The organism is Pantoea sp., assembly GCF_028283705.1.
Classification (GTDB): Bacteria; Pseudomonadota; Gammaproteobacteria; order Enterobacterales; family Enterobacteriaceae; genus Pantoea.
This window is the reverse complement of record NZ_JAPWKD010000032.1, coordinates 247062-267660: the sequence shown is the minus strand read 5'-3', so window position 1 is coordinate 267660 and position 20599 is coordinate 247062. Positions and strand designations below refer to the sequence as shown.

The following is a 20599-nucleotide window of genomic DNA, read 5'->3' as shown; positions in this document are numbered from 1 at the left end:
AGCAGGAAGAAAGTATTAACGACCGCTGCGGGTCAGTTTATCGAGGTCAGATTCGATCTCGGCAATCTTGTTCGACACCACGTTTTCCAGATGGCGCAGGTCATCAAGGATTTTGCGTTTCAGATCGACTTCAACCTGATCGCGCTGGCAAATCTGATCCAGCTCATCAATCACATAACGCAGGTTAGGGCTGATTTCCTGAACTTCTTTGTATCCCTGGCTGCTGTGGTCGGCCACAACGGTTTTGCGTTGACGCGGGTATTTGAACTTCACGCTTTTGGCGAAGAATTCACCTTTGTCTTTGCGGAAGTAGATTTTCAGGATGTCGTTATTGGCTTCCTGACGCAGGCTGTAGCGGTCAATGTCGTCAGGGTTGCTGATACCTAAGCTTTTCAGGTTGTCGTACATAGCTTTATATTCCATCAAAAGTGGGGGAGCGCGCAGGACCATCATCATTCAGGATGCAGCTGAAACGCAGCAACCAGCTTAAACAACTGTAGACATAAAAAACCGGGATGAACATTGCGCGGCCTGAGTTAACTGGCGCGGATTATGACCTGTTTGAAAAACAAACGCACTTGTTAATTCGCGGTGAGAAACAGGTTGTCAGGTGGGATGTGTAAAGAAAAAATTACGGGCCTGAATACAGGCCCGTCGGATAAGTTTATTTAAGGCAAATTCGCCTTAGTCAATGGTGCGCAGCAGCTCATTGATACCGACTTTGCCACGGGTTTTCGCATCAACTTTCTTCACGATAACTGCGCAGTACAGGCTGTAGCTGCCGTCTTTAGAAGGCAGGTTACCTGAAACCACCACAGAACCCGCCGGTACACGGCCATAATGAACTTCGCCGGTTTCACGGTCATAAATTTTGGTGCTCTGGCCGATGTAGACGCCCATGGAGATCACGGAACCTTCTTCAACGATCACGCCTTCAACAATTTCTGAACGTGCGCCGATAAAGCAGTTGTCTTCGATGATGGTCGGGTTAGCCTGCAGCGGCTCCAGTACGCCACCGATGCCGACGCCGCCGGACAGGTGAACGTTTTTACCGATCTGCGCACAGGAACCGACGGTTGCCCAGGTATCGACCATTGAACCTTCATCAACGTAAGCGCCGATGTTAACGTAAGACGGCATCAGCACGGTGTTGCGCGCAATAAATGCACCCTGACGTACTGCTGCCGGAGGAACAACGCGGAAGCCTTCTTTTTTGAAGCGTGCTTCGTCCCAGTTAGCGAATTTCATCGGTACTTTGTCGTAGAAACGGGTTTCTGCGCCTTCCATCACCTGGTTGTCGTTGATGCGGAACGACAGCAGCACTGCTTTCTTCAGCCACTGATGCGTTACCCACTCACCGTTGATCTTTTCAGACACGCGCAGTTCACCGCTGTCCAGCAGACCGATGACCTGGTTGATGGCTTCACGAGTGGCGCTGTCCACGCTGGCTGGCGTGATGTCGGCGCGGCGCTCAAAGGCAGATTCAATAACGCTCTGTAACTGTTGCATGATAATTTCCTGAGTCTGTCATACGGGTGCCAGCGTCACGCTGGCACAGAAAAAAGGGATAATAAATCGATTGCGGTCACACTTTATCGTTTGGATTAAGGGCCTCTGTCAACCGTTGTTGCAACACATTGCGCATTTCGACATCAAGCGCGCGTCGCTCGCTGTTTGCCAGGATGAAAAGATCCTCAACCCGCTCACCAATTGTACTGATGCGTGCACCATGTAGCGAGACGCCTAAATCGGCAAAGACTTCACCTACCCGCGCCAGCAGGCCAGGCTGATCGAGCGCGATCAATTCCAGATAGCTGCGGCGATCGGTATGGGTTGGCAGGAAGCTGACTTCGGTGTCCACGCTGAAGTGCTTGAGGCGTGATGACTGGCGACGCACGCGCGGCGGCACCCACTCGGTTTGCGCGATCGCCTGTTCCAGCGCGTGGATGATCATCGGATGACGATCGGCGGCCAGCGGGCTGCCATCGGGTTCCAGCACGATAAAGGTATCCATTGCCATGCCATCACGGCTGGTAAAGATCTGCGCGTCGTGCACGCTAAGGTTGCGCCGATCCAGCTCGCCTGCCACTGCGGCGAACAGGTAAGGGCGATCCGGGCTCCAGATAAAAATCTCGGTGCCGCCACGGGTGGCCTGTGGGCTGACCAGCACCAGTGGTTTGCTCAAATCATGGTTAATCAGATGGCGGGCATGCCATGCCAGCTGATTAGGGGTATGGCGCAGGAAATAGTCGGAACGGCAGCGGCTCCAGATATGCTGCAACCGTTCTTCGTCGAGGTTTTCCATGCGCAGCAGGGCCAGCGCCTGCAACCGATGATGGCGCACGCGCTCGCGCAGGTCCGGGCTGTTTTCCATTCCGCGGCGCAGCTGTTTTTCGGTGGCAAAAAACAGTTCGCGCAGCAGGCTTTGCTTCCAGCTGTTCCACAGGCTTTCGTTAGTGGCGCAAATATCCGCTACCGTTAAGCACACCAGATAACGCAGACGGTTTTCGTTCTGCATCACTTCAGCAAATTGCTGAATGACGGTGGGGTCCTGAATATCACGACGCTGCGCCGTTACCGACATCAACAGATGGTGGCGCACCAGCCAGGCAACCAGCTGGGTTTCGCGTGAATTGAGACCATGCAGTTCGGCAAAATCCAGCGCATCCTGCGCCCCCAGAATCGAATGGTCACCACCGCGCCCTTTGGCGATGTCATGCAACAGCGCCGCCATCAGCAGCAGTTCCGGTTGTGGCAGACGTGGCCAGAGTTCAACACACATGGGATGCATCGGACGCGTGGCTTCGTCGGCAAAGCTCTCCAGCTTCTGCAATACGCGGATGGTGTGTTCATCCACGGTGTAGGCATGGAACAGGTCAAACTGCATCTGGCCGACGATATTGCCCCATAGCGGCGTGTAGGCCCACAGCACGCTATGGCGATGCATTGGCAACAGCGCGCGCTTCACAGCGCCGGGGTGGCGCAGAATCGCCATAAAGGTCTGGCGGGCTTCCGGGATCTGGCATAACGGTTGTTTCAGGTGACGACGTGAATAACGCAGCTGGCGCAAGGTGGTGGAATAGATACCTTTAATGTCCTCGTTGCGTACCATTACGTAAAACATACGCATAATCGATTGTGGCTCACGATCGAACAATGTCGGATCCCGCAGGTCGATCAAATCGCCCCGCAGCTGGAAATCGTCGTCAATGCTGCGCGGTTTTTCCGTCGAGGAAAGTCCGAGAATGGCTTCATCAAACAATTGCAGCAGCATCTGATTCAGTTCGCCAATACGGCGTGTGACGCGGAAAAAGTCCTTCATCATGCGCTCAACTGGCTCATTACCTTCGCCGAGGTAGTTAAGGCGTTGGGCGACGTTTAACTGGCGATCAAACAACAGCCGGTTATCGTAACGCGTTAACGTCAGATGCAAAGCAAAGCGGATACGCCAGAGAAATTCCTGGCATTCATTCAGTTCGTTGCGTTCAGCTTCAGTGAGAAAACCGAAACCGACCATTTCATCCAGCGTGGTGGCCCCAAAATGACGGCGCGCCACCCATTGCAGCGTGTGAATATCGCGCAAGCCGCCGGGGCTGCTTTTAATATCGGGTTCCAGGTTGTAGCTGGTGCCGTGATAGCGCTTATGGCGTTCCTGTTGTTCTTCAATTTTGGCGGCAAAGAAACGTGCCGAAGGCCAGAAACCATCGCTAAAGATGTTTTTTTGCAGTTCGAGAAACAGCGCCACGTCGCCGGTCAGCATGCGCGACTCAATCAGGTTGGTGGCGACAGTCAGATCCGACAGTCCTTCCAGCAGGCATTCTTCCAGCGTACGGACGCTATGACCGACTTCCAGTTTCAGATCCCACATCAGCGTCAGCAGTTGGCTGGTGCGCTGTGCTGCCTGCTCATCCAGCGGGCGACGGCTGAGGATCAGCACATCGATGTCTGACAGCGGATGCAATTCGCCACGGCCATAACCACCGACCGCCAGCAGAGCGATCTCTTTCATCTGATCAAAGCCAAAGAAGCGCCATAAGCGACGCAACAGCCGATCGATAAACAACGTGCGCACATCAATCAGCGATTCAACATCGGTCCCGGCATCAAATGCCACGCCCATGTGTTGCTGAAATTGTTCGAGATAGAGTTTGAGGTTCTCGCGGGTTAAGGCTTCATCGGGCCAGTCGGCAGGGGAATCGGTCAGGCCCTTGTGTACTGCTTCGGTCACGCTACCACTCATCGACATCGTCTCGTCTGCACGCCATAAAAAAGCCGACACGTGGTCGGCGAGGTCATTATTGGAAGAGATTTACGCTACGTTTTCCAGCACTGCTGGAATGGTGTCGTCTTCACGCAGGGTCAGAATCTCACAGCCGTTTTCCGTCACCACAATAGTATGCTCGTACTGCGCGGACAAGCTGCGATCTTTGGTTTTCACGGTCCAGCCATCCTTCATGGTACGGATGCGGTAGTCACCGGCGTTAACCATCGGCTCGACGGTAAAGGTCATGCCAGCCTGCAACACCACGCCACTGTCATCAGCATCGTAATGCAGCACCTGCGGTTCTTCATGGAAACCTTTACCAATGCCGTGGCCGCAATATTCACGCACCACGGAGAAATCCTGCGCTTCAACGTACTTCTGAATCGCACGGCCCAGTTCACGCAGGCGAATGCCCGGTTTTACCAGACGCAGCGCCAGATACAGGCTTTCCTGCGTGACCCGGCACAGGCGCTCACCCTGAATGGTTGGCTTGCCAACAATGAACATTTTCGAGGTGTCGCCGTGATACTCATCTTTGATCACCGTGACATCGATATTGACGACATCGCCATCTTTCAGGATGCGATCGTCGCTGGGAATGCCGTGACACACCACTTCATTGATTGAGATGCACACCGATTTCGGGAAACCGTGGTAACCGAGACAGGCGGAAATGGCCTGCTGCTGTTGGGTGATATGCTCGTGGCAGAGACGGTCCAGTTCACCGGTAGAGATACCCGGTACCACGTGTGGTGCAATCATTTCCAGCACTTCAGCGGCCAGGCGGCCCGCAACACGCATTTTTTCGATTTCTTCAGGGGTTTTGATTGAGATTGCCATTAAATTAATCCGCGGCTGTCGAAAATTTCGACGATAATTGAATTCTGTGCAGTCATGTTAGCAGCAGGCATTTAGGCTGCCAAATCGGGAAACACTAAGCCTTTTCCCGCTAACTACTATTGGCGTATTCCTGCACATTATGGTATAAAGCGCGCCGACGATTCTCTGTCAGCCGCCAGGCCGACAGGAAACGCATAAATCTCATTATGTGTACTAAAACACACATGTATCGACACGTACGCCGGGGTGCCTCGTAAGAGGTCGGTTGTATGGGATACATGGAGGCCCAACCCCAATCAAACTTTAGAGGTAATCATGGCAACTGTTTCCATGCGCGACATGCTCAAGGCTGGTGTTCACTTCGGTCACCAGACCCGTTACTGGAACCCGAAAATGAAGCCGTTCATCTTCGGTGCGCGTAACAAAGTTCACATCATCAACCTTGAGAAAACTGTACCGATGTTCAACGAAGCCCTGGCTGAGCTGAACAAAATTTCTTCCCGTAAAGGTAAGATCCTGTTCGTCGGTACTAAGCGCGCTGCTGCCGAAGCGGTAAAAGAGTCTGCACTGAGCTGCGACCAGTTCTTCGTTAACCACCGCTGGTTGGGTGGCATGCTGACCAACTGGAAAACCGTTCGTCAGTCAATCAAACGCCTGAAAGATCTGGAAACTCAGTCTCAGGACGGTACTTTCGACAAACTGACCAAAAAAGAAGCGCTGATGCGCGCTCGTGAGCTGGCCAAGCTGGAAAACAGCCTGGGCGGTATCAAAGATATGGGCGGTCTGCCGGATGCACTGTTCGTTGTTGATGCTGACCACGAGCACATTGCAATCAAAGAAGCAAACAACCTGGGTATTCCGGTATTTGCTATCGTTGATACCAACTCTGATCCGGACGGCGTTGATTTCGTTATCCCGGGTAACGACGATGCAATCCGTGCTGTAAGCCTGTACCTGACTGCCGTTGCCACTACCGTGCGCGAAGGCCGTTCACAGGATCTGGCTGAGCAAGCTGAAGACGCGTCTTTAGAGAACGCCTGATAAGGTCTGCTCTTTCACAGAGCCCTTAGACATCAGATGTAATCTGTTAAGGGGGCCGCACAGGCCCCTTTATTATATCCAAGTTTGTCACGCTGACCTGTCAGGTGAGCGGGGCAGAGTAAATTTTCCGCAACAAGTTTCTGGCAGTGTGCAAACACTGAGAAACGAATCGAGGATTCTGGAATGGCTGAAATTACCGCTGCACTGGTAAAAGAACTGCGCGAGCGTACTGCCGCTGGCATGATGGATTGCAAAAAAGCGCTGACTGAAGCGAATGGCGATATCGAACTGGCCATCGAAAACATGCGTAAGTCTGGCGCAATCAAAGCAGCGAAAAAAGCGGGTAACGTTGCTGCTGATGGCGTGATCAAAACCAAGATCGCTGACGGCTATGCTGTGATCCTGGAAGTTAACTGCCAGACCGACTTCGTCGCAAAAGATGCCGGTTTCCAGGCGTTTGCTGACAAAGTGATTGACGCAGCAGCTGCTGGCAAAGTGACCGACGTTGAAGTTCTGAAAGCGCAGTTCGAAGAAGAACGCGTAGCACTGGTTGCGAAAATCGGTGAGAACATCAACATCCGTCGCGTTGCGATTCTGGAAGGTGCTGAGCTGGGTAGCTACCTGCACGGCGCACGTATTGGCGTTCTGGTTTCTACCAAAGGCGCAGACGAAGAGCTGATCAAGCAGGTTGCAATGCACGTTGCAGCAAGCAAGCCGGAATTCGTTAAGCCGGAAGACGTGTCTGAAGACGTGGTGGCTAAAGAGTACCAGGTTCAGCTGGACATCGCCATGCAGTCTGGTAAGCCGAAAGAAATCGCAGAGAAAATGGTTGAAGGCCGCATGAAGAAATTCACCGGCGAAGTTTCTCTGACTGGTCAGGCTTTCGTTATCGACCCGAGCAAAACTGTTGGCCAGGCTCTGAAAGAGAAAGGCGCAGACGTGATCAACTTTATCCGCTTCGAAGTGGGTGAAGGTATCGAGAAAGTTGAGACTGACTTCGCAGCAGAAGTTGCTGCAATGTCCAAACAGTCTTAATTGGTCCGAAAGAACCGCCGGAAGGCGGTTCTTTTTTGTCTGCATTTTGTTGCGGACGCATTTTCAGTCACTTCCCAATAGCTTTTCTCTCTCGCTAAGCGGATGATTGATCAGATTTAACTTCTCCTTTTCATCATATCTTCCAGGAAGAATTGACCATGGCGACCAACGCAAAACCTGTATATCAACGTATCCTGCTAAAACTGAGTGGCGAAGCACTGCAAGGTGCCGAAGGTTTTGGTATTGACGCGAGTGTGCTTGACCGCATGGCGCAAGAGGTGAAAGAGCTGGTTGAGCTGGGTATCCAGGTAGGTGTGGTTATTGGTGGCGGTAACCTGTTCCGTGGCGCGGGCCTGGCGCAGGCGGGTATGAACCGTGTGGTCGGTGACCATATGGGTATGCTGGCTACCGTGATGAATGGCCTGGCGATGCGCGATGCGCTGCACCGTGCCTATGTCAATGCGCGTCTGATGTCAGCGATTCCGCTGAATGGCGTATGTGATAACTACAGCTGGGCCGAAGCGATCAGCCTGCTGCGCAATAACCGCGTTGTGATTTTCTCGGCCGGTACTGGCAACCCGTTCTTTACCACCGACTCAGCCGCCTGCCTGCGTGGCATTGAAATTGAAGCGGACGTGGTGCTGAAAGCGACCAAAGTCGATGGCGTCTATTCTGCCGATCCGGTTAAAAATCCGGACGCAACGCTGTATGAACAGCTGAGCTATGCCGAAGTGTTGGATAAAGAGCTGAAAGTGATGGATCTGGCAGCCTTTACGCTGGCTCGCGATCATCAGCTGCCAATCCGCGTCTTCAACATGAACAAGCCTGGCGCACTGCGCCGCGTGGTGATGGGTGAAAAAGAAGGCACCCTGATTACGCATTAATACCCGACGCAAGATAAAATAGGGTATATTCTGTTGGCGCGGCGCTCGGGCGCTGCACCATACCCGAAGTATGACGGGTATCAGGATGATCGATGATTATCGATACCGCTTCCGGTTAGCCCGGAAATGGCCAGGTCAAACCGAATCCAAGGGTTTCAACGTGATTAACGAAATTAAAAAAGATGCTGAAACGCGCATGGACAAATGCGTGGAAGCATTCAAAAACACCATTAGCAAAGTGCGCACTGGTCGCGCTTCTCCCTCTCTGCTCGACGGCATTGTTGTTGAATATTACGGTACGCCAACGCCGCTGCGTCAGCTGGCTAGCGTCACTGTAGAAGATTCCCGTACGCTGAAAATCAACGTCTTCGATCGCTCCCTGGGTCCGGCAGTTGAAAAAGCGATTATGGCATCCGATCTGGGTCTGAACCCAAGTTCAGCAGGTAGCGACATCCGTGTTCCGCTGCCAGCGCTGACGGAAGAACGTCGTAAAGATCTGATCAAAATCGTCCGTGGCGAAGCGGAGCAGGGTCGTGTGTCAGTACGTAACGTACGCCGCGACGCCAACGACAAGATCAAAGCGTTGCTGAAAGATAAAGAGATCAGCGAAGACGACGAACGTCGTACGCAGGACGAAATCCAGAAAATGACCGATGCACGCATCAAGAATGTTGATGCAGCACTGGCAGAGAAAGAAAAGGAACTGATGGAGTTCTGATTCCATCTTTGTCCGACAAACGCCGTCAAGAGAGGTATACCCATTTGGGAATGCACGATCTTGCGGCGTTTTATTTTTGTCCCTGCAGAAGAGGGCATTTTCTGCCTGCCTTCTCCGGAAAACACACGGAAAGCGTCATGAAGCGATTAACTCTGCTTGGTTCCACCGGCTCAATTGGTACCAGCACACTGGCAGTGGTGCGGGAAAATCCCGAGCAATATCAGGTAACAGCGCTGGTGGCTGGTCAGAATGTGGCGTTAATGGCCGAGCAATGCCAGCAGTTTGCGCCGCGCTATGCGGCGATGGCGGATGAAATCTCCGCACAGTCGCTGCGTGAGCGACTGAGAGCACTCAACATTAAAACTGAAGTGCTCTCCGGCGTTCAGGCTGCCTGTGAACTGGCTGCGCTGGATGAAGTTGATCAGGTGATGGCGGCGATTGTCGGTGCATCGGGTCTGCTGCCGACGCTGGCAGCCATTCGCGCCGGGAAAACCGTGCTGCTGGCGAATAAAGAATCTCTTGTCACATGCGGCCGCCTGTTTATGGAGGCGGTACAGCGCCATCAGGCCCGGTTATTGCCCGTTGATAGCGAGCACAATGCCATTTTTCAGAGTTTACCGGCTTCCATACAGCAACAGTTGGGGTACGCTGATTTGCGGGAGAACGGCATTGAGTCGATTATCCTCACGGGATCAGGTGGCCCTTTTCGTGACACGCCATTAGCTGAGTTAGCGGCCATGTTGCCGGATCAGGCATGTGCGCATCCGAACTGGTCAATGGGGCGTAAAATCTCTGTTGATTCAGCCACCATGATGAATAAAGGTCTTGAATACATTGAAGCCCGCTGGCTATTTAACGCAACGGATGCGCAGATGGAGGTGATCCTGCACCCGCAGTCGGTCATCCATTCTATGGTGCGTTATTGCGATGGTAGCGTGCTGGCGCAACTGGGATCGCCCGATATGCGTACCCCTATTGCTCACAGCATGGCATGGCCAGCACGTATTTCTGCAGGCGTAACACCGCTCGATTTCACCCGAATGAAAGCGCTGACCTTCGCTGAGCCAGATTACGCGCGCTATCCCTGCCTGAAGCTGGCAATTGACGCCTGCGCCACTGGCCAGGCCGCCACGACGACGCTGAATGCAGCGAACGAGGTGGCGGTCGCCGCATTTCTACAGCATCAGATCCGCTTTACCGATATCGCAGCACTGAACAGTGAAGTGCTGGCATCGCTGAGCTGCGGGGAACCCGATAGCGTTGAGGCGGTAGTGGAGATTGATCGGTTAGCGCGGGTATGTGCCACGGAAATGTTGCCACGTTTGCGCATAGCAGGTTGATTGTCCCCGCTATTTGTTAGCTCAGGGCGAAAATGGTATAGTCGCTCGCTCGCGTTTCACGGCCTGGCATTGTTTCGATGCCAGCCGACTGAAAAGTCGGTGTTTGCTGCAGGCGCAATGTATTCAGAAACCACAGCATTTCTGATTAAAGGAATTATTACGCGTTATGTCGTCCAACAATCACAACACATTCGATGACCGGTCTGATTGTACGCCGCGTCACGTGGCCATCATTATGGATGGTAATGGTCGCTGGGCAAAAAATCAGGGCAAACTGCGTATTTCAGGCCACAAAGCCGGGGTAAAATCAGTACGCCGGGCCGTCAGCTTTGCGGTCAGCCACAAGCTGGAAGCGCTCACACTTTACGCATTCAGTAGCGAAAACTGGAGCCGACCGATACAGGAAGTGACGGCCTTGATGGAGTTGTTTGTCTGGGCGCTTGATAGTGAAGTCAAAAGCCTGCACAAACACAATGTACGTCTGCGTGTTATTGGCGACATCAGTCGTTTCAATTCCAGAATCCAGGAACGCATTCGTCGCGCCGAGGAACTGACTCAGCAAAATAATGGACTGACTCTCAACATTGCTGCCAACTATGGCGGTCGTTGGGATATTATCCAGGGTGCCAGAAAACTGGCCGAGCAGGTTCAGGAAGGTTTGTTACGTCCTGACCAGATAACCGAAGAGAGTCTGGCTCCGTACCTTTGTATGAATGAGCTGGCGCCGGTGGATTTAGTGATAAGGACCGGGGGAGAGCATCGGATTAGCAACTTCCTGCTGTGGCAAATCGCCTATGCTGAGTTCTGGTTTACTGATGTTCTTTGGCCTGATTTTGATGAACAAGTTTTTGAAGGTGCACTGAATGCTTTCTCTCTGCGGGAGCGTCGCTATGGCGGCGCTGCACCAGGCGGCGCCTGAGCAACCTGGGGGTAACCTTTGCTGAAGTCTCGTTTAATTACCGCGTTTATTTTAATTCCGCTGGTGATTGCTGCGTTGTTCTGGTTACCACTGTCCGGTTTTGCGATAACAACCATCATCATTTGTATGCTTGCCGCCTGGGAATGGGGGCAGCTGGCGGGTATGGCGACCCGTCAGCAACGCATCTGGCTAGCTGTGCTTTGTGGCTTGCTGCTGGCTGTGATGTTATTCACGCTGCAACCTTATCAACGTGATTTGCACCAGGTGCAGATGGAAAGCTCGTTATGGGCGTCTCTTATCTGGTGGGTCGTGGCGTTGGTGCTGGTTCTATTCTATCCCGCCTCTGCGGCCGTCTGGCGTCATTCGCGCCCGTTACGTCTCTTGTTTGGTGTGCTCACCGTGATCCCCTTCTTCTGGGGCATGATGGCGTTGCGCCAGTATCATTACGATACCGATCATTTCGCCGGAGCCTGGTGGCTGCTGTTTGTCATGTTTCTGGTGTGGGGTGCCGATTCAGGTGCCTATATGTTTGGCCGGTTATTTGGTAAACACAAGCTGGCTCCCAAAGTCTCGCCGGGTAAAACCTGGGAAGGCTTCCTCGGCGGGTTAGTCTGCTCTGCCGTGATTGCCTGGCTGTTTGCCACGTTCGCGCCATTAACCATTGCCACGTCAACCCTGATTATCTGTGCTGTTATCGCCGCATTGGCTTCGGTACTGGGCGATTTGACAGAAAGTATGTTCAAACGTGAAGCCGGTATCAAAGACAGCGGTAACTTAATTCCGGGCCACGGTGGTATCCTCGATCGCATTGATAGCCTGACAGCAGCGGTGCCAGTCTTTGCCTGCCTGTTGCTGCTGGTGTTCCGCACCCTCTGAGGATAGGCGACGATGTTGAGCATACTCTGGAGTTTTGCAGCCTTTATTGTGGCGCTCGGCGTGCTGATTACCGTGCACGAGTTCGGCCATTTTTGGGTTGCGCGCCGTTGCGGTGTCAAAGTTGAACGTTTTTCGATTGGTTTTGGCAAAGCGCTGTTCAGTCGCCGCGATCGTCAGGGCACGGAATATGTCATTGCCCTGATCCCCCTTGGCGGTTACGTCAAAATGCTTGATGAACGCGTGGAGAGTGTTCCCGCTGAACTGCGTCATCAGGCCTTCAATAACAAAGCTATCTGGCAGCGTGCATCGATTATTGCTGCTGGACCGATTGCCAACTTTATTTTTGCCATCATTGCGTACTGGGCGGTGTTTATTCACGGCGTGCCCGGTGTGCGACCTGTTGTTGGTGAAATTCTGAACGGTTCCATTGCTGCGGAAGCGCAAATTACCTCCGGTATGGAACTTAAAGCGGTAGATGGTATCGAAACGCCTGATTGGGATGCGGTACGCATGGCACTGATCGGCAAAATCGGTGACCAAAGTACAACGCTAACCGTCTCGCAGTTTGGTGAACAGGCCACCCAGCAGAAGCAGCTGGATTTGCATGACTGGCAGTTTGAGCCAGACAAGCAGGACCCGGTAGTTGCGTTAGGTATTCGTCCACGTGGACCGCAGATTGAAACGACCCTCGCCGAAGTGCAGGCTAACTCTCCGGCGAGTGAAGCCGGTTTGCAAGCGGGCGACAGGATCGTTAAAGTCGATGGTCAGCCGTTAACGCAATGGCAGGCTTTTGTGGTGCAGGTGCGCGATAACCCAGGCAAAAACATGGCGCTGGAGGTGGAGCGTAACGGTGAATCGCTGGCATTAACGCTGACACCCGAAGCGAAGTCGGGTGATAAAGCGGAAGGTTTTGCGGGAGTTATCCCGCGAGTGATTCCGCTACCTGACGAGTACAAAACGGTAAGGCAGTATGGGCCTTTCGCCGCGATTGGTGAAGCCAGTGTAAAAACCTGGCAACTGATGAAGCTGACGGTTTCCATGCTGGGCAAGTTGATAACCGGGGATGTGAAGCTGAATAATCTGAGCGGGCCGATTTCGATCGCGCAGGGTGCCGGGTTATCAGCAGAATATGGGGTGATTTACTACCTGATGTTCCTGGCGCTTATCAGCGTCAACTTAGGGATAATTAACCTGTTCCCACTGCCGGTTTTAGATGGTGGACATTTGCTCTTTCTGGCGATCGAAAAGATCAAAGGTGGACCTGTGTCCGAGCGAGTTCAGGACTTTAGTTATCGCATTGGCTCAATTCTGCTGGTGCTGTTAATGGGGCTTGCACTTTTCAATGATTTCTCACGTCTGTAATAGCTGGAATGCAGACAGACGTGGGATGTGTTAGGAAAACGCATAACAACGATGGCGATGAAAAAGTTGCTCATAGCGTCGCTGCTGTTTAGCAGCGCCACCGTGTACGGTGCAGACGATTTCGTGGTGAAGGATATTCATTTCGAAGGGCTACAGCGAGTCGCCGTCGGCGCGGCTCTGCTAAGCATGCCGGTTCGTGTCGGCGATACAGTGAATGATGATGACATCAGAAATACCATTCGCTCACTGTTCGCCACCGGCAACTTTGAAGATGTTCAGGTTCTGCGCGACGGTACTACGCTGATTGTCCAGGTGAAAGAACGCCCGACCATTGCCAGCATCACTTTCTCCGGTAACAAAGCGGTGAAAGAAGATCAGCTGAAGCAAAATCTTGAGGCATCAGGTATCCGAGTCGGTGAAGCGCTTGACCGCACCACGCTCTCTTCCATTGAGAAGGGGCTGGAGGATTTTTACTACAGCGTCGGTAAATATACTGCCAGCGTCAAAGCGATTGCTACGCCGCTGCCGCGTAACCGTGTCGATCTGAAGTTTGTCTTCCAGGAAGGTGTTTCTGCACAGATTCAGCAGATCAACATCGTGGGCAACAAAGCGTTCAGCTCTGATGAACTGATTTCCCGCTTCCAGCTGCGTGACGAAGTACCGTGGTGGAACGTGGTGGGCGATCGTAAATATCAGAAACAGAAACTGGCCGGGGACCTCGAGACCCTGCGTAGCTTCTATCTGGATCGTGGTTATGCGCGTTTTAACATCGATTCAACGCAGGTGAGCCTGACGCCGGACAAAAAAGGTATCTACATCACCGTCAACATCACCGAAGGCGATCAGTACAAGATTGCCGGTGTGATTGTTAACGGCAGCATGGCAGGCCACTCGGCGGAAATTGAACATCTGACGAAAATCCCTGCGGGTGAGCTGTATAACGGCACTAAAGTCACCCAGATGGAAGATGATATCAAGAAACTGCTGGGCCGTTACGGCTATGCTTACCCGCGTGTGGTGACACAGCCGGAAATCAATGATGCCGATAAGACGGTAAAACTGCATATCAACGTTGATGCAGGTAACCGTTACTACGTGCGTAAAGTCCGCTTCGAAGGTAACGATACGTCGAAAGATTCGGTACTGCGTCGTGAGATGCGTCAGATGGAAGGTGCCTGGCTGGGTAGCGATCTGGTTGATCAGGGTAAAGAACGTCTGAACCGTACCGGTTACTTTGAAACTGTGGACGTGGATACCCAGCGCGTGCCGGGTTCACCTGATCAGGTAGACGTGGTCTACAAGGTGAAAGAACGTAATACCGGTACCTTTAACTTCGGCGTGGGCTACGGCACCGAGAGTGGTGTGAGCTTCCAGGTCGGTGTGACCCAGGATAACTGGCTCGGCACCGGTAACACCGTCGGTATCAGCGGTACCAAAAACGATTATCAGACCTACGCTGAATTCTCACTGACCGATCCGTATTTCACGGTGGACGGTGTCAGCTTGGGTGGTCGTATTTTCTATAACGACTTTAAAGCTGACGATGCTGACCTGTCTGACTACACCAACAGAAGTTATGGTGTTGATGGTACGCTGGGCTTCCCGATTAACGAGAACAACTCCCTGCGTGTTGGTTTAGGTTACGTACATAACGACCTGTCCAATATGCAGCCGCAAATTGCGATGTGGCGTTATCTCGACTCGGTAGGTCATGAGCAGGGTCTGAACAAAAATGGTGATTACTCAGCCAACGATTTCACCTTTAACTATGGCTGGACATATAACACCCTGGACCGTGGGTTCTTCCCAACGTCAGGTAACCGTACCAACCTGAACGGTAAGATCACCATTCCGGGTTCAGACAACAGCTTCTACAAAGCGACGCTGGACACTCAGCAATACGTGCCGATTAACCAGGATCGTACCTGGGTGCTGTTGGGCCGTGGCCGTGTGGGCTATGGTGGCGGACTCGGTGGTAAAGAGATGCCGTTCTATGAGAACTTCTACGCCGGTGGTTCCAGCACCGTTCGAGGCTTCCAGTCCAACACCATTGGTCCAAAAGCTGCGTATCTGAACGATGGCTCGTCTACCTGTACGCTGTCGGATCCGAATGGCGTCTGTAAGTCGGATGATGCGGTGGGTGGTAACGCGATGGCAGTGGCCAGCCTTGAGCTGATCACACCAACACCGTTCCTGAGTGAGAAGTACGCTAACTCAGTACGTACCTCATTGTTTGTCGATGCCGGTACGGTCTGGGATACTAAATGGCAGAATACCGCTGAAACGCGTGCGGCAGGGATTCCTGACTACAGCGATCCAAACAATATTCGCGTATCCAGCGGTATCGCACTACAGTGGATGTCACCGTTGGGGCCGTTGGTGTTCTCATATGCCCAGCCGGTCAAGAAAGTCGAGGGAGACAAGTCAGAGCAGTTCCAGTTTAACATCGGTAAAACCTGGTAAAGCTCTGAGCAGGGAAGTGTATACCCAACGGGTATAAATAGCGTCTTGCAAGCGTGTAGTTCTGCTACACGCTGCAAACACACATGTTGAGGGTAAGGAGTTTATAGTGAAAAAGTTGTTCTGTGCCGCTGCTCTGGGTGTTGCATTAGCTGCTTCTGCTGGTGCCCAGGCGGCAGACAAAATCGCCGTTGTTAACCTGAGCCAGGTTTTCCAGCAGTCTCCGCAGCGTGCTGCTGTTGCTAAGCAACTTGAGAGTGAGTTCCAGGGCCGCGCCTCCGATCTCCAGTCTCAGCAGCAGAAAATTCAGCAGGAAATCCAGGATCTGCAGCGCAATGCTTCAACCATGAAAGCTAGCGATCGTACCAAGAAAGAGAAACAGATCTCCTCTGAGCGTGCGGCTTTCGAAGCAAAAGCTCAGGCTTTTGAAAAAGACAACCAGACCCGTCAGATGCAGGAGCGCAACAAGCTGCTGGCTAAAATCCAGACCGCAGTTCAGTCTGTAGCGAAAAGCGAAGGGTACGATCTGGTCCTGGACTCTCAGGCCGTGCTGTACACTTCTTCCGATGCTAAAGACATCACTGCAGACGTTGTAAAACAGGTTAAATAATCGATGTCATCTATTCGACTGGCTGATTTAGCCCAGCAGTTGGATGCAGAATTGCACGGAGATGGCGATATCGCCATCTCCGGCATTGCTTCTATGCAATCCGCCACAACTGGCCAAATCACTTTTCTTGCAAACAGCCGTTACCGCGAGCAACTCGCCCAGGTTCAGGCTTCGGCCGTGGTGCTGACGGAAGCGGATCTGGAGTGGTGTAATACGGCCGCGCTGGTGGTGAAAAATCCTTACCTGACTTACGCTCGCATGGCACAACTGCTGGACACCACGCCTCAGCCCGCGCAAAATATCGCGCCCAGCGCCGTGATCGACCCGACCGCGAAGCTGGGGAATAATGTGTCGGTAGGCGCGAATGCGGTGATCGAGTCCGGTGTTGAGCTGGGCGACGACGTCGTTATCGGTGCCGGATGTTTTGTCGGTAAGCAGACGCGTATTGGTCGCGGTTCACGTTTGTGGGCGAACGTGACGATTTATCACGAAATCCAGATTGGTCAGGATTGTCTGATTCAATCAGGCACCGTCATCGGTGCGGACGGATTCGGATATGCCAACGATCGCGGCAATTGGGTGAAAATCCCGCAGCTGGGAACGGTGATCATCGGTGATCGGGTGGAAATTGGTGCCTGCACCACCATCGATCGCGGTGCGCTGGATAACACTCTGATCGGCAATGGTGTTATCATAGATAACCAGTGTCAGATTGCGCACAACGTTGTGATCGGCGATAACACCGCGGTTGCTGGTGGTGTGATCATGGCGGGTAGTCTGAAGATTGGGCGTTACTGTATGATTGGCGGTGCCAGCGTCATTAACGGACATATGGAAATCTGTGACAAAGTGACTGTGACCGGAATGGGCATGGTCATGCGGCCGATCACAGAGCCTGGGGTATACTCTTCGGGTATTCCGCTGCAACCCAACAAAACCTGGCGTAAAACGGCAGCGCTGGTGATGAATATCGATGACATGAGCAAACGTCTCAAAGCCATCGAGCGTAAAGTCGGCAAAGACGACTGACGCCATCCCGCGTAACCCGCTTCATAATAAGTAGCGTATCTGCTTTCCACCTCAGCAGCTTTGAGGAAGTGCAGCAGGTATCGCAGAGAAGCGAAACGCCACCGAACTGATTTGCGGCCTGCAGATGATCATTTTGATCGATGCAGGCCGTGTTATTGTTGCCATCAGAATTTTTTAGGACAGGAAGAGTATTTTGACTACTGAAACGCATACTCTGAAAATTGAAGAGATTTTAGAATTGCTGCCGCACCGCTATCCATTTTTGCTGGTTGACCGCGTGCTGGAGTTTGAAGAGCATAAATATCTGCGTGCGGTGAAGAACGTTTCTGTTAACGAACCGTTTTTCCAGGGACACTTCCCTGGTAAACCGATTTTCCCTGGCGTTCTGATTCTGGAAGCTATGGCGCAGGCGACGGGCATTCTGGCGTTTAAAAGCGTTGGAAAACTGGAGCCGGGCGAACTTTACTACTTCGCAGGTATCGATGAAGCCCGTTTCAAGCGTCCGGTTGTGCCGGGCGATCAGATGATCATGGAAGTCACTTTCGAGAAAACCCGTCGTGGTCTTACTCGCTTCAAAGGTGTTGCTACCGTAGACGGTAAAATTGTCTGCGAAGCGACCATGATGTGTGCCCGTAGCCGGGAGGCATAATTAGTGATTGATTCAACCGCCAACATCCATCCCAGTTCTGTTATCGAAGAAGGTGCCATTATCGGTGCCAATGTTCACATCGGCCCGTTTTGCTTTATTGGTGCTAACGTGGAAATTGGTGAAGGTACGGTGCTTAAATCGCATGTGGTGGTAAATGGCCATACGCGTATCGGTAAAGACAACCAGATCTATCAGTTTGCTTCCATTGGTGAAGTAAATCAGGACCTGAAGTATGCCGGTGAACCGACCCGTGTGGAAATTGGTGATCGCAACCGCATCCGCGAAAGCGTCACCATTCACCGTGGTACAGTGCAGGGTGGCGGTTTGACTAAAGTCGGCAGTGACAATCTGCTGATGGTGAATGCCCATATCGCGCATGACTGTGTGATTGGCAATCGCTGCATTTTCGCCAATAACGCCACGCTGGGCGGCCATGTTACCGTTGATGATTTTGCGATCATTGGCGGTATGACCGCCGTGCACCAGTGGTGCACCATTGGCGCACATGTGATGGTCGGTGGTTGTTCTGGCGTGGCTCAGGACGTGCCTCCTTATGTCATCGCGCAGGGTAACCATGCAACACCTTTTGGTATCAATATCGAAGGTCTGAAGCGTCGTGGTTTCAGCAAAGAAGCACTGCATGCGATTCGCAATGCCTACAAATTGTTGTATCGCAGCGATAAAACGCTGGAAGAAGCCAAGCCGGAAATTGAAGCACTGGCAAAAGCTCACAGCGAAGTGCAGCCTTTCTATGACTTCTTTGCCCGTTCTACCCGTGGGTTGATTCGTTAATCCATGTCAGTGCGTCCCCTGACTATTGCCCTGGTCGCCGGAGAAACCTCCGGCGATATTCTTGGTGCCGGACTTATTCGCGCGTTAAAGGCGCGTCACCCTGATGCGCGTTTTGTTGGCGTTGCGGGCCCGCGTATGCAGGGTGAGGGTTGCGAAGCCTGGTATGAGATGGAAGAACTGGCGGTGATGGGCATTGTTGAAGTGCTGGAGCGTCTGCCGCGCTTACTGAAAATCCGTCGCGACCTGACGCAGCGTTTCACTGAACTGCAACCGGACGTGTTCGTAGGCATTGATGCGCCAGATTTTAATATCACGCTGGAAGGCCGCCTGAAGCGTGCGGGTATCCGTACCATCCACTATGTCAGTCCGTCTGTCTGGGCCTGGCGTCAAAAGCGCGTATTTAAAATCGGTCGTAACACCAATCTGGTGCTGGCATTTCTGCCGTTTGAAAAAGCGTTCTACGACCGTTTCGACGTGCCATGCCGTTTTATCGGGCATACCATGGCCGATGCGATGCCAATGCAACCCGATAAGCAGGCGGCACGGCGTGATTTAGGCATTGCCGACGATGCGATTTGTCTTGGCCTGTTGCCGGGCAGCCGTGGTGCAGAAGTCGAAATGCTGAGCGCTGATTTTCTGCGTGCCGCGCAGCTGCTGCGCCAGCGTTACCCGACGCTGGAAATAGTGGTGCCGTTGGTAAACGCCAAACGCCGCGAACAATTCGAGCAGATCAAAGCCGAGGTTGCACCAGAGCTGCCGATGCATCTGCTGGATGGCAAAGGGCGTGAGGCGATGATCGCCAGCGATGCAGCGATTCTGGCATCAGGTACGGCAGCCCTGGAATGTATGCTGGCAAAATGTCCGATGGTGGTGGGTTATCGTATGAAACCCTTCACCTTCTGGCTGGCGAAACGACTGGTGAAAACCCCGTATGTTTCTTTACCGAATTTACTCGCCGGGCGTGAATTGGTGAAAGAGTTGTTGCAGGATGAGTGCCAGCCGGAGGCGTTAGCCGCCGCACTGGAACCGCTGCTGCATGCTGGCCCGGAGCGTGATGCGTTGCTCAACACCTTTAACGAGCTACATGCACAGATTCGCTGGAATGCCGATGAGCAGGCCGCGGATGCCGTATTGGAGATTGCCCATGGCTGAGTTTATTTATCCAGATGCGCGTTTGATTGCGGGTGTTGACGAAGTGGGGCGTGGTCCGCTAGTCGGTGCGGTGGTGACTGCTGCGGTGATCCTGGATCCGGCAAAACCGATCGTCGGTCTGGCCGATTCCAAGAAGTTGTCAGAAAAACGCCGTGTGGCGTTGTATGAAGAGATCAAAGAGAAAGCGCTGGCGTGGAGTCTCGGACGCGCCGAGCCAGAAGAGATCGATCAGCTGAACATCCTGCACGCGACCATGCTGGCGATGCAGCGTGCGGTAGCCGGTTTGGCGCTGGTGCCGGATTTTGTGTTGATTGACGGTAATCGTTGTCCGGCATTGCCCATGCCTTCACAGGCGGTGGTAAAAGGCGATAGTCTGGTGGCGGAGATCAGTGCCGCGTCGATCCTGGCCAAAGTAACGCGCGATCGTGAAATGGCCGAGCTGGATTTGCTGTTCCCTCAGTATGGTTTTGCGCAGCACAAGGGTTATCCTACGGCGCTGCACATGGAAAAACTCACTCAGCATGGTGCCACACCCCATCACCGTCGCAGTTTTGCGCCGGTACGTAACGCCTTGATTGATGCCGACGTGCTGGCCGCGCGTCAGCCGACTACGCTTTAATAGCCTGAC

Annotated in this window: 19 protein-coding genes; 15 read left to right on the top strand and 4 right to left on the bottom strand. The window is 52.9% G+C overall.

Annotated elements, in window-relative coordinates; all coding sequences use genetic code 11:
* Nucleotides 1–15: 15 nt before the first annotated feature.
* The 4 genes from PW844_RS24280 to map form a co-directional block, all read right to left on the bottom strand.
* Nucleotides 16–408, bottom strand: a complete 393-nt coding sequence (locus PW844_RS24280) for a DUF3461 family protein (protein WP_084872836.1) — start codon at nucleotides 406–408, stop codon at nucleotides 16–18.
* A gap of 276 nt (nucleotides 409–684) precedes the next feature.
* Nucleotides 685–1509 (bottom strand): 2,3,4,5-tetrahydropyridine-2,6-dicarboxylate N-succinyltransferase, encoded by an 825-nt coding sequence (gene dapD / locus PW844_RS24275; RefSeq protein WP_084872838.1) that lies wholly within the window; start codon nucleotides 1507–1509, stop codon nucleotides 685–687.
* Nucleotides 1510–1585: 76 nt separating this feature from the next.
* Nucleotides 1586–4240 (bottom strand): bifunctional uridylyltransferase/uridylyl-removing protein GlnD, encoded by a 2655-nt coding sequence (glnD, locus tag PW844_RS24270; RefSeq protein ID WP_299458302.1) that lies wholly within the window; start codon nucleotides 4238–4240, stop codon nucleotides 1586–1588.
* A gap of 69 nt (nucleotides 4241–4309) precedes the next feature.
* A complete protein-coding gene (gene map, locus PW844_RS24265; protein WP_299457323.1) occupies nucleotides 4310–5104 on the bottom strand; it encodes a type I methionyl aminopeptidase in 795 nt (264 codons plus the stop codon).
* A 315-nt stretch (nucleotides 5105–5419) separates the two neighbouring features.
* On the opposite strand from map, the gene rpsB reads away from it, so the two are divergent.
* From rpsB to rnhB, 15 genes are all read left to right on the top strand, one after another.
* Entirely contained in the window at nucleotides 5420–6145 is a 726-nt protein-coding gene (rpsB, locus tag PW844_RS24260; RefSeq protein WP_013507942.1) for a 30S ribosomal protein S2, read from the top strand.
* 183 nt (nucleotides 6146–6328) lie between these two features.
* Complete coding sequence (gene tsf, locus PW844_RS24255) at nucleotides 6329–7180, top strand: translation elongation factor Ts (RefSeq protein WP_299457321.1); 852 nt, start codon at nucleotides 6329–6331, stop codon at nucleotides 7178–7180.
* Nucleotides 7181–7338: 158 nt separating this feature from the next.
* Nucleotides 7339–8064, top strand: a complete 726-nt coding sequence (gene pyrH, locus PW844_RS24250) for a UMP kinase (RefSeq protein WP_084872843.1) — start codon at nucleotides 7339–7341, stop codon at nucleotides 8062–8064.
* Nucleotides 8065–8224: 160 nt separating this feature from the next.
* Nucleotides 8225–8782 carry a ribosome recycling factor gene (frr, locus tag PW844_RS24245; protein ID WP_084878324.1) on the top strand — a complete coding sequence of 186 codons (558 nt, stop codon included), beginning with the start codon at nucleotides 8225–8227 and terminating at the stop codon, nucleotides 8780–8782.
* A 137-nt stretch (nucleotides 8783–8919) separates the two neighbouring features.
* Nucleotides 8920–10122 carry a 1-deoxy-D-xylulose-5-phosphate reductoisomerase gene (ispC, locus tag PW844_RS24240; protein ID WP_299457319.1) on the top strand — a complete coding sequence of 401 codons (1203 nt, stop codon included), beginning with the start codon at nucleotides 8920–8922 and terminating at the stop codon, nucleotides 10120–10122.
* A 166-nt stretch (nucleotides 10123–10288) separates the two neighbouring features.
* Nucleotides 10289–11041, top strand: a complete 753-nt coding sequence (gene ispU / locus PW844_RS24235) for a (2E,6E)-farnesyl-diphosphate-specific ditrans,polycis-undecaprenyl-diphosphate synthase (RefSeq protein ID WP_299457318.1) — start codon at nucleotides 10289–10291, stop codon at nucleotides 11039–11041.
* Between the two features lie 18 nt (nucleotides 11042–11059).
* Nucleotides 11060–11917: a phosphatidate cytidylyltransferase gene (cdsA, locus tag PW844_RS24230; RefSeq protein WP_084872849.1), complete on the top strand. Its 858-nt coding sequence runs from the start codon at nucleotides 11060–11062 to the stop codon at nucleotides 11915–11917.
* Nucleotides 11918–11929: 12 nt separating this feature from the next.
* Nucleotides 11930–13279, top strand: a complete 1350-nt coding sequence (rseP, locus tag PW844_RS24225; RefSeq protein WP_299457317.1) for a sigma E protease regulator RseP — start codon at nucleotides 11930–11932, stop codon at nucleotides 13277–13279.
* Between the two features lie 51 nt (nucleotides 13280–13330).
* Nucleotides 13331–15742 carry an outer membrane protein assembly factor BamA gene (gene bamA / locus PW844_RS24220; protein ID WP_299457316.1) on the top strand — a complete coding sequence of 804 codons (2412 nt, stop codon included), beginning with the start codon at nucleotides 13331–13333 and terminating at the stop codon, nucleotides 15740–15742.
* A 106-nt stretch (nucleotides 15743–15848) separates the two neighbouring features.
* Nucleotides 15849–16349: an OmpH family outer membrane protein gene (locus PW844_RS24215; RefSeq protein WP_299457315.1), complete on the top strand. Its 501-nt coding sequence runs from the start codon at nucleotides 15849–15851 to the stop codon at nucleotides 16347–16349.
* Between the two features lie 3 nt (nucleotides 16350–16352).
* Nucleotides 16353–17378, top strand: a complete 1026-nt coding sequence (gene lpxD, locus PW844_RS24210; RefSeq protein WP_299457314.1) for a UDP-3-O-(3-hydroxymyristoyl)glucosamine N-acyltransferase — start codon at nucleotides 16353–16355, stop codon at nucleotides 17376–17378.
* Nucleotides 17379–17571: 193 nt separating this feature from the next.
* Entirely contained in the window at nucleotides 17572–18027 is a 456-nt protein-coding gene (gene fabZ, locus PW844_RS24205; protein ID WP_013507953.1) for a 3-hydroxyacyl-ACP dehydratase FabZ, read from the top strand.
* A gap of 3 nt (nucleotides 18028–18030) precedes the next feature.
* Nucleotides 18031–18819, top strand: a complete 789-nt coding sequence (gene lpxA, locus PW844_RS24200; protein WP_299457295.1) for an acyl-ACP--UDP-N-acetylglucosamine O-acyltransferase — start codon at nucleotides 18031–18033, stop codon at nucleotides 18817–18819.
* Nucleotides 18820–18822: 3 nt separating this feature from the next.
* Complete coding sequence (gene lpxB, locus PW844_RS24195; protein WP_299457293.1) at nucleotides 18823–19971, top strand: lipid-A-disaccharide synthase; 1149 nt, start codon at nucleotides 18823–18825, stop codon at nucleotides 19969–19971.
* Nucleotides 19964–20590, top strand: coding sequence for a ribonuclease HII (gene rnhB / locus PW844_RS24190; RefSeq protein WP_299457291.1), 627 nt, complete (start codon nucleotides 19964–19966; stop codon nucleotides 20588–20590). Before lpxB ends, rnhB begins: the two co-directional genes overlap by 8 nt.
* The last annotated feature ends 9 nt before the right edge of the window (nucleotides 20591–20599 follow it).

What these genes read in the sequence shown, in the direction of transcription:
- PW844_RS24280 (WP_084872836.1), bottom strand. Translation starts at nt 408, where the DNA reads ATGTACGACAACCTGAAAAGCTTAGGTATCAGCAACCCTGACGACATT.
- dapD (WP_084872838.1), bottom strand. Translation starts at nt 1,509, where the DNA reads ATGCAACAGTTACAGAGCGTTATTGAATCTGCCTTTGAGCGCCGCGCC.
- glnD (WP_299458302.1), bottom strand. Translation starts at nt 4,240, where the DNA reads ATGAGTGGTAGCGTGACCGAAGCAGTACACAAGGGCCTGACCGATTCC.
- map (WP_299457323.1), bottom strand. Translation starts at nt 5,104, where the DNA reads ATGGCAATCTCAATCAAAACCCCTGAAGAAATCGAAAAAATGCGTGTT.
- rpsB (WP_013507942.1), top strand. Translation starts at nt 5,420, where the DNA reads ATGGCAACTGTTTCCATGCGCGACATGCTCAAGGCTGGTGTTCACTTC.
- tsf (WP_299457321.1), top strand. Translation starts at nt 6,329, where the DNA reads ATGGCTGAAATTACCGCTGCACTGGTAAAAGAACTGCGCGAGCGTACT.
- pyrH (WP_084872843.1), top strand. Translation starts at nt 7,339, where the DNA reads ATGGCGACCAACGCAAAACCTGTATATCAACGTATCCTGCTAAAACTG.
- ispC (WP_299457319.1), top strand. Translation starts at nt 8,920, where the DNA reads ATGAAGCGATTAACTCTGCTTGGTTCCACCGGCTCAATTGGTACCAGC.
- ispU (WP_299457318.1), top strand. Translation starts at nt 10,289, where the DNA reads ATGTCGTCCAACAATCACAACACATTCGATGACCGGTCTGATTGTACG.
- rseP (WP_299457317.1), top strand. Translation starts at nt 11,930, where the DNA reads ATGTTGAGCATACTCTGGAGTTTTGCAGCCTTTATTGTGGCGCTCGGC.
- bamA (WP_299457316.1), top strand. Translation starts at nt 13,331, where the DNA reads ATGGCGATGAAAAAGTTGCTCATAGCGTCGCTGCTGTTTAGCAGCGCC.
- lpxD (WP_299457314.1), top strand. Translation starts at nt 16,353, where the DNA reads ATGTCATCTATTCGACTGGCTGATTTAGCCCAGCAGTTGGATGCAGAA.
- lpxB (WP_299457293.1), top strand. Translation starts at nt 18,823, where the DNA reads ATGTCAGTGCGTCCCCTGACTATTGCCCTGGTCGCCGGAGAAACCTCC.
- rnhB (WP_299457291.1), top strand. Translation starts at nt 19,964, where the DNA reads ATGGCTGAGTTTATTTATCCAGATGCGCGTTTGATTGCGGGTGTTGAC.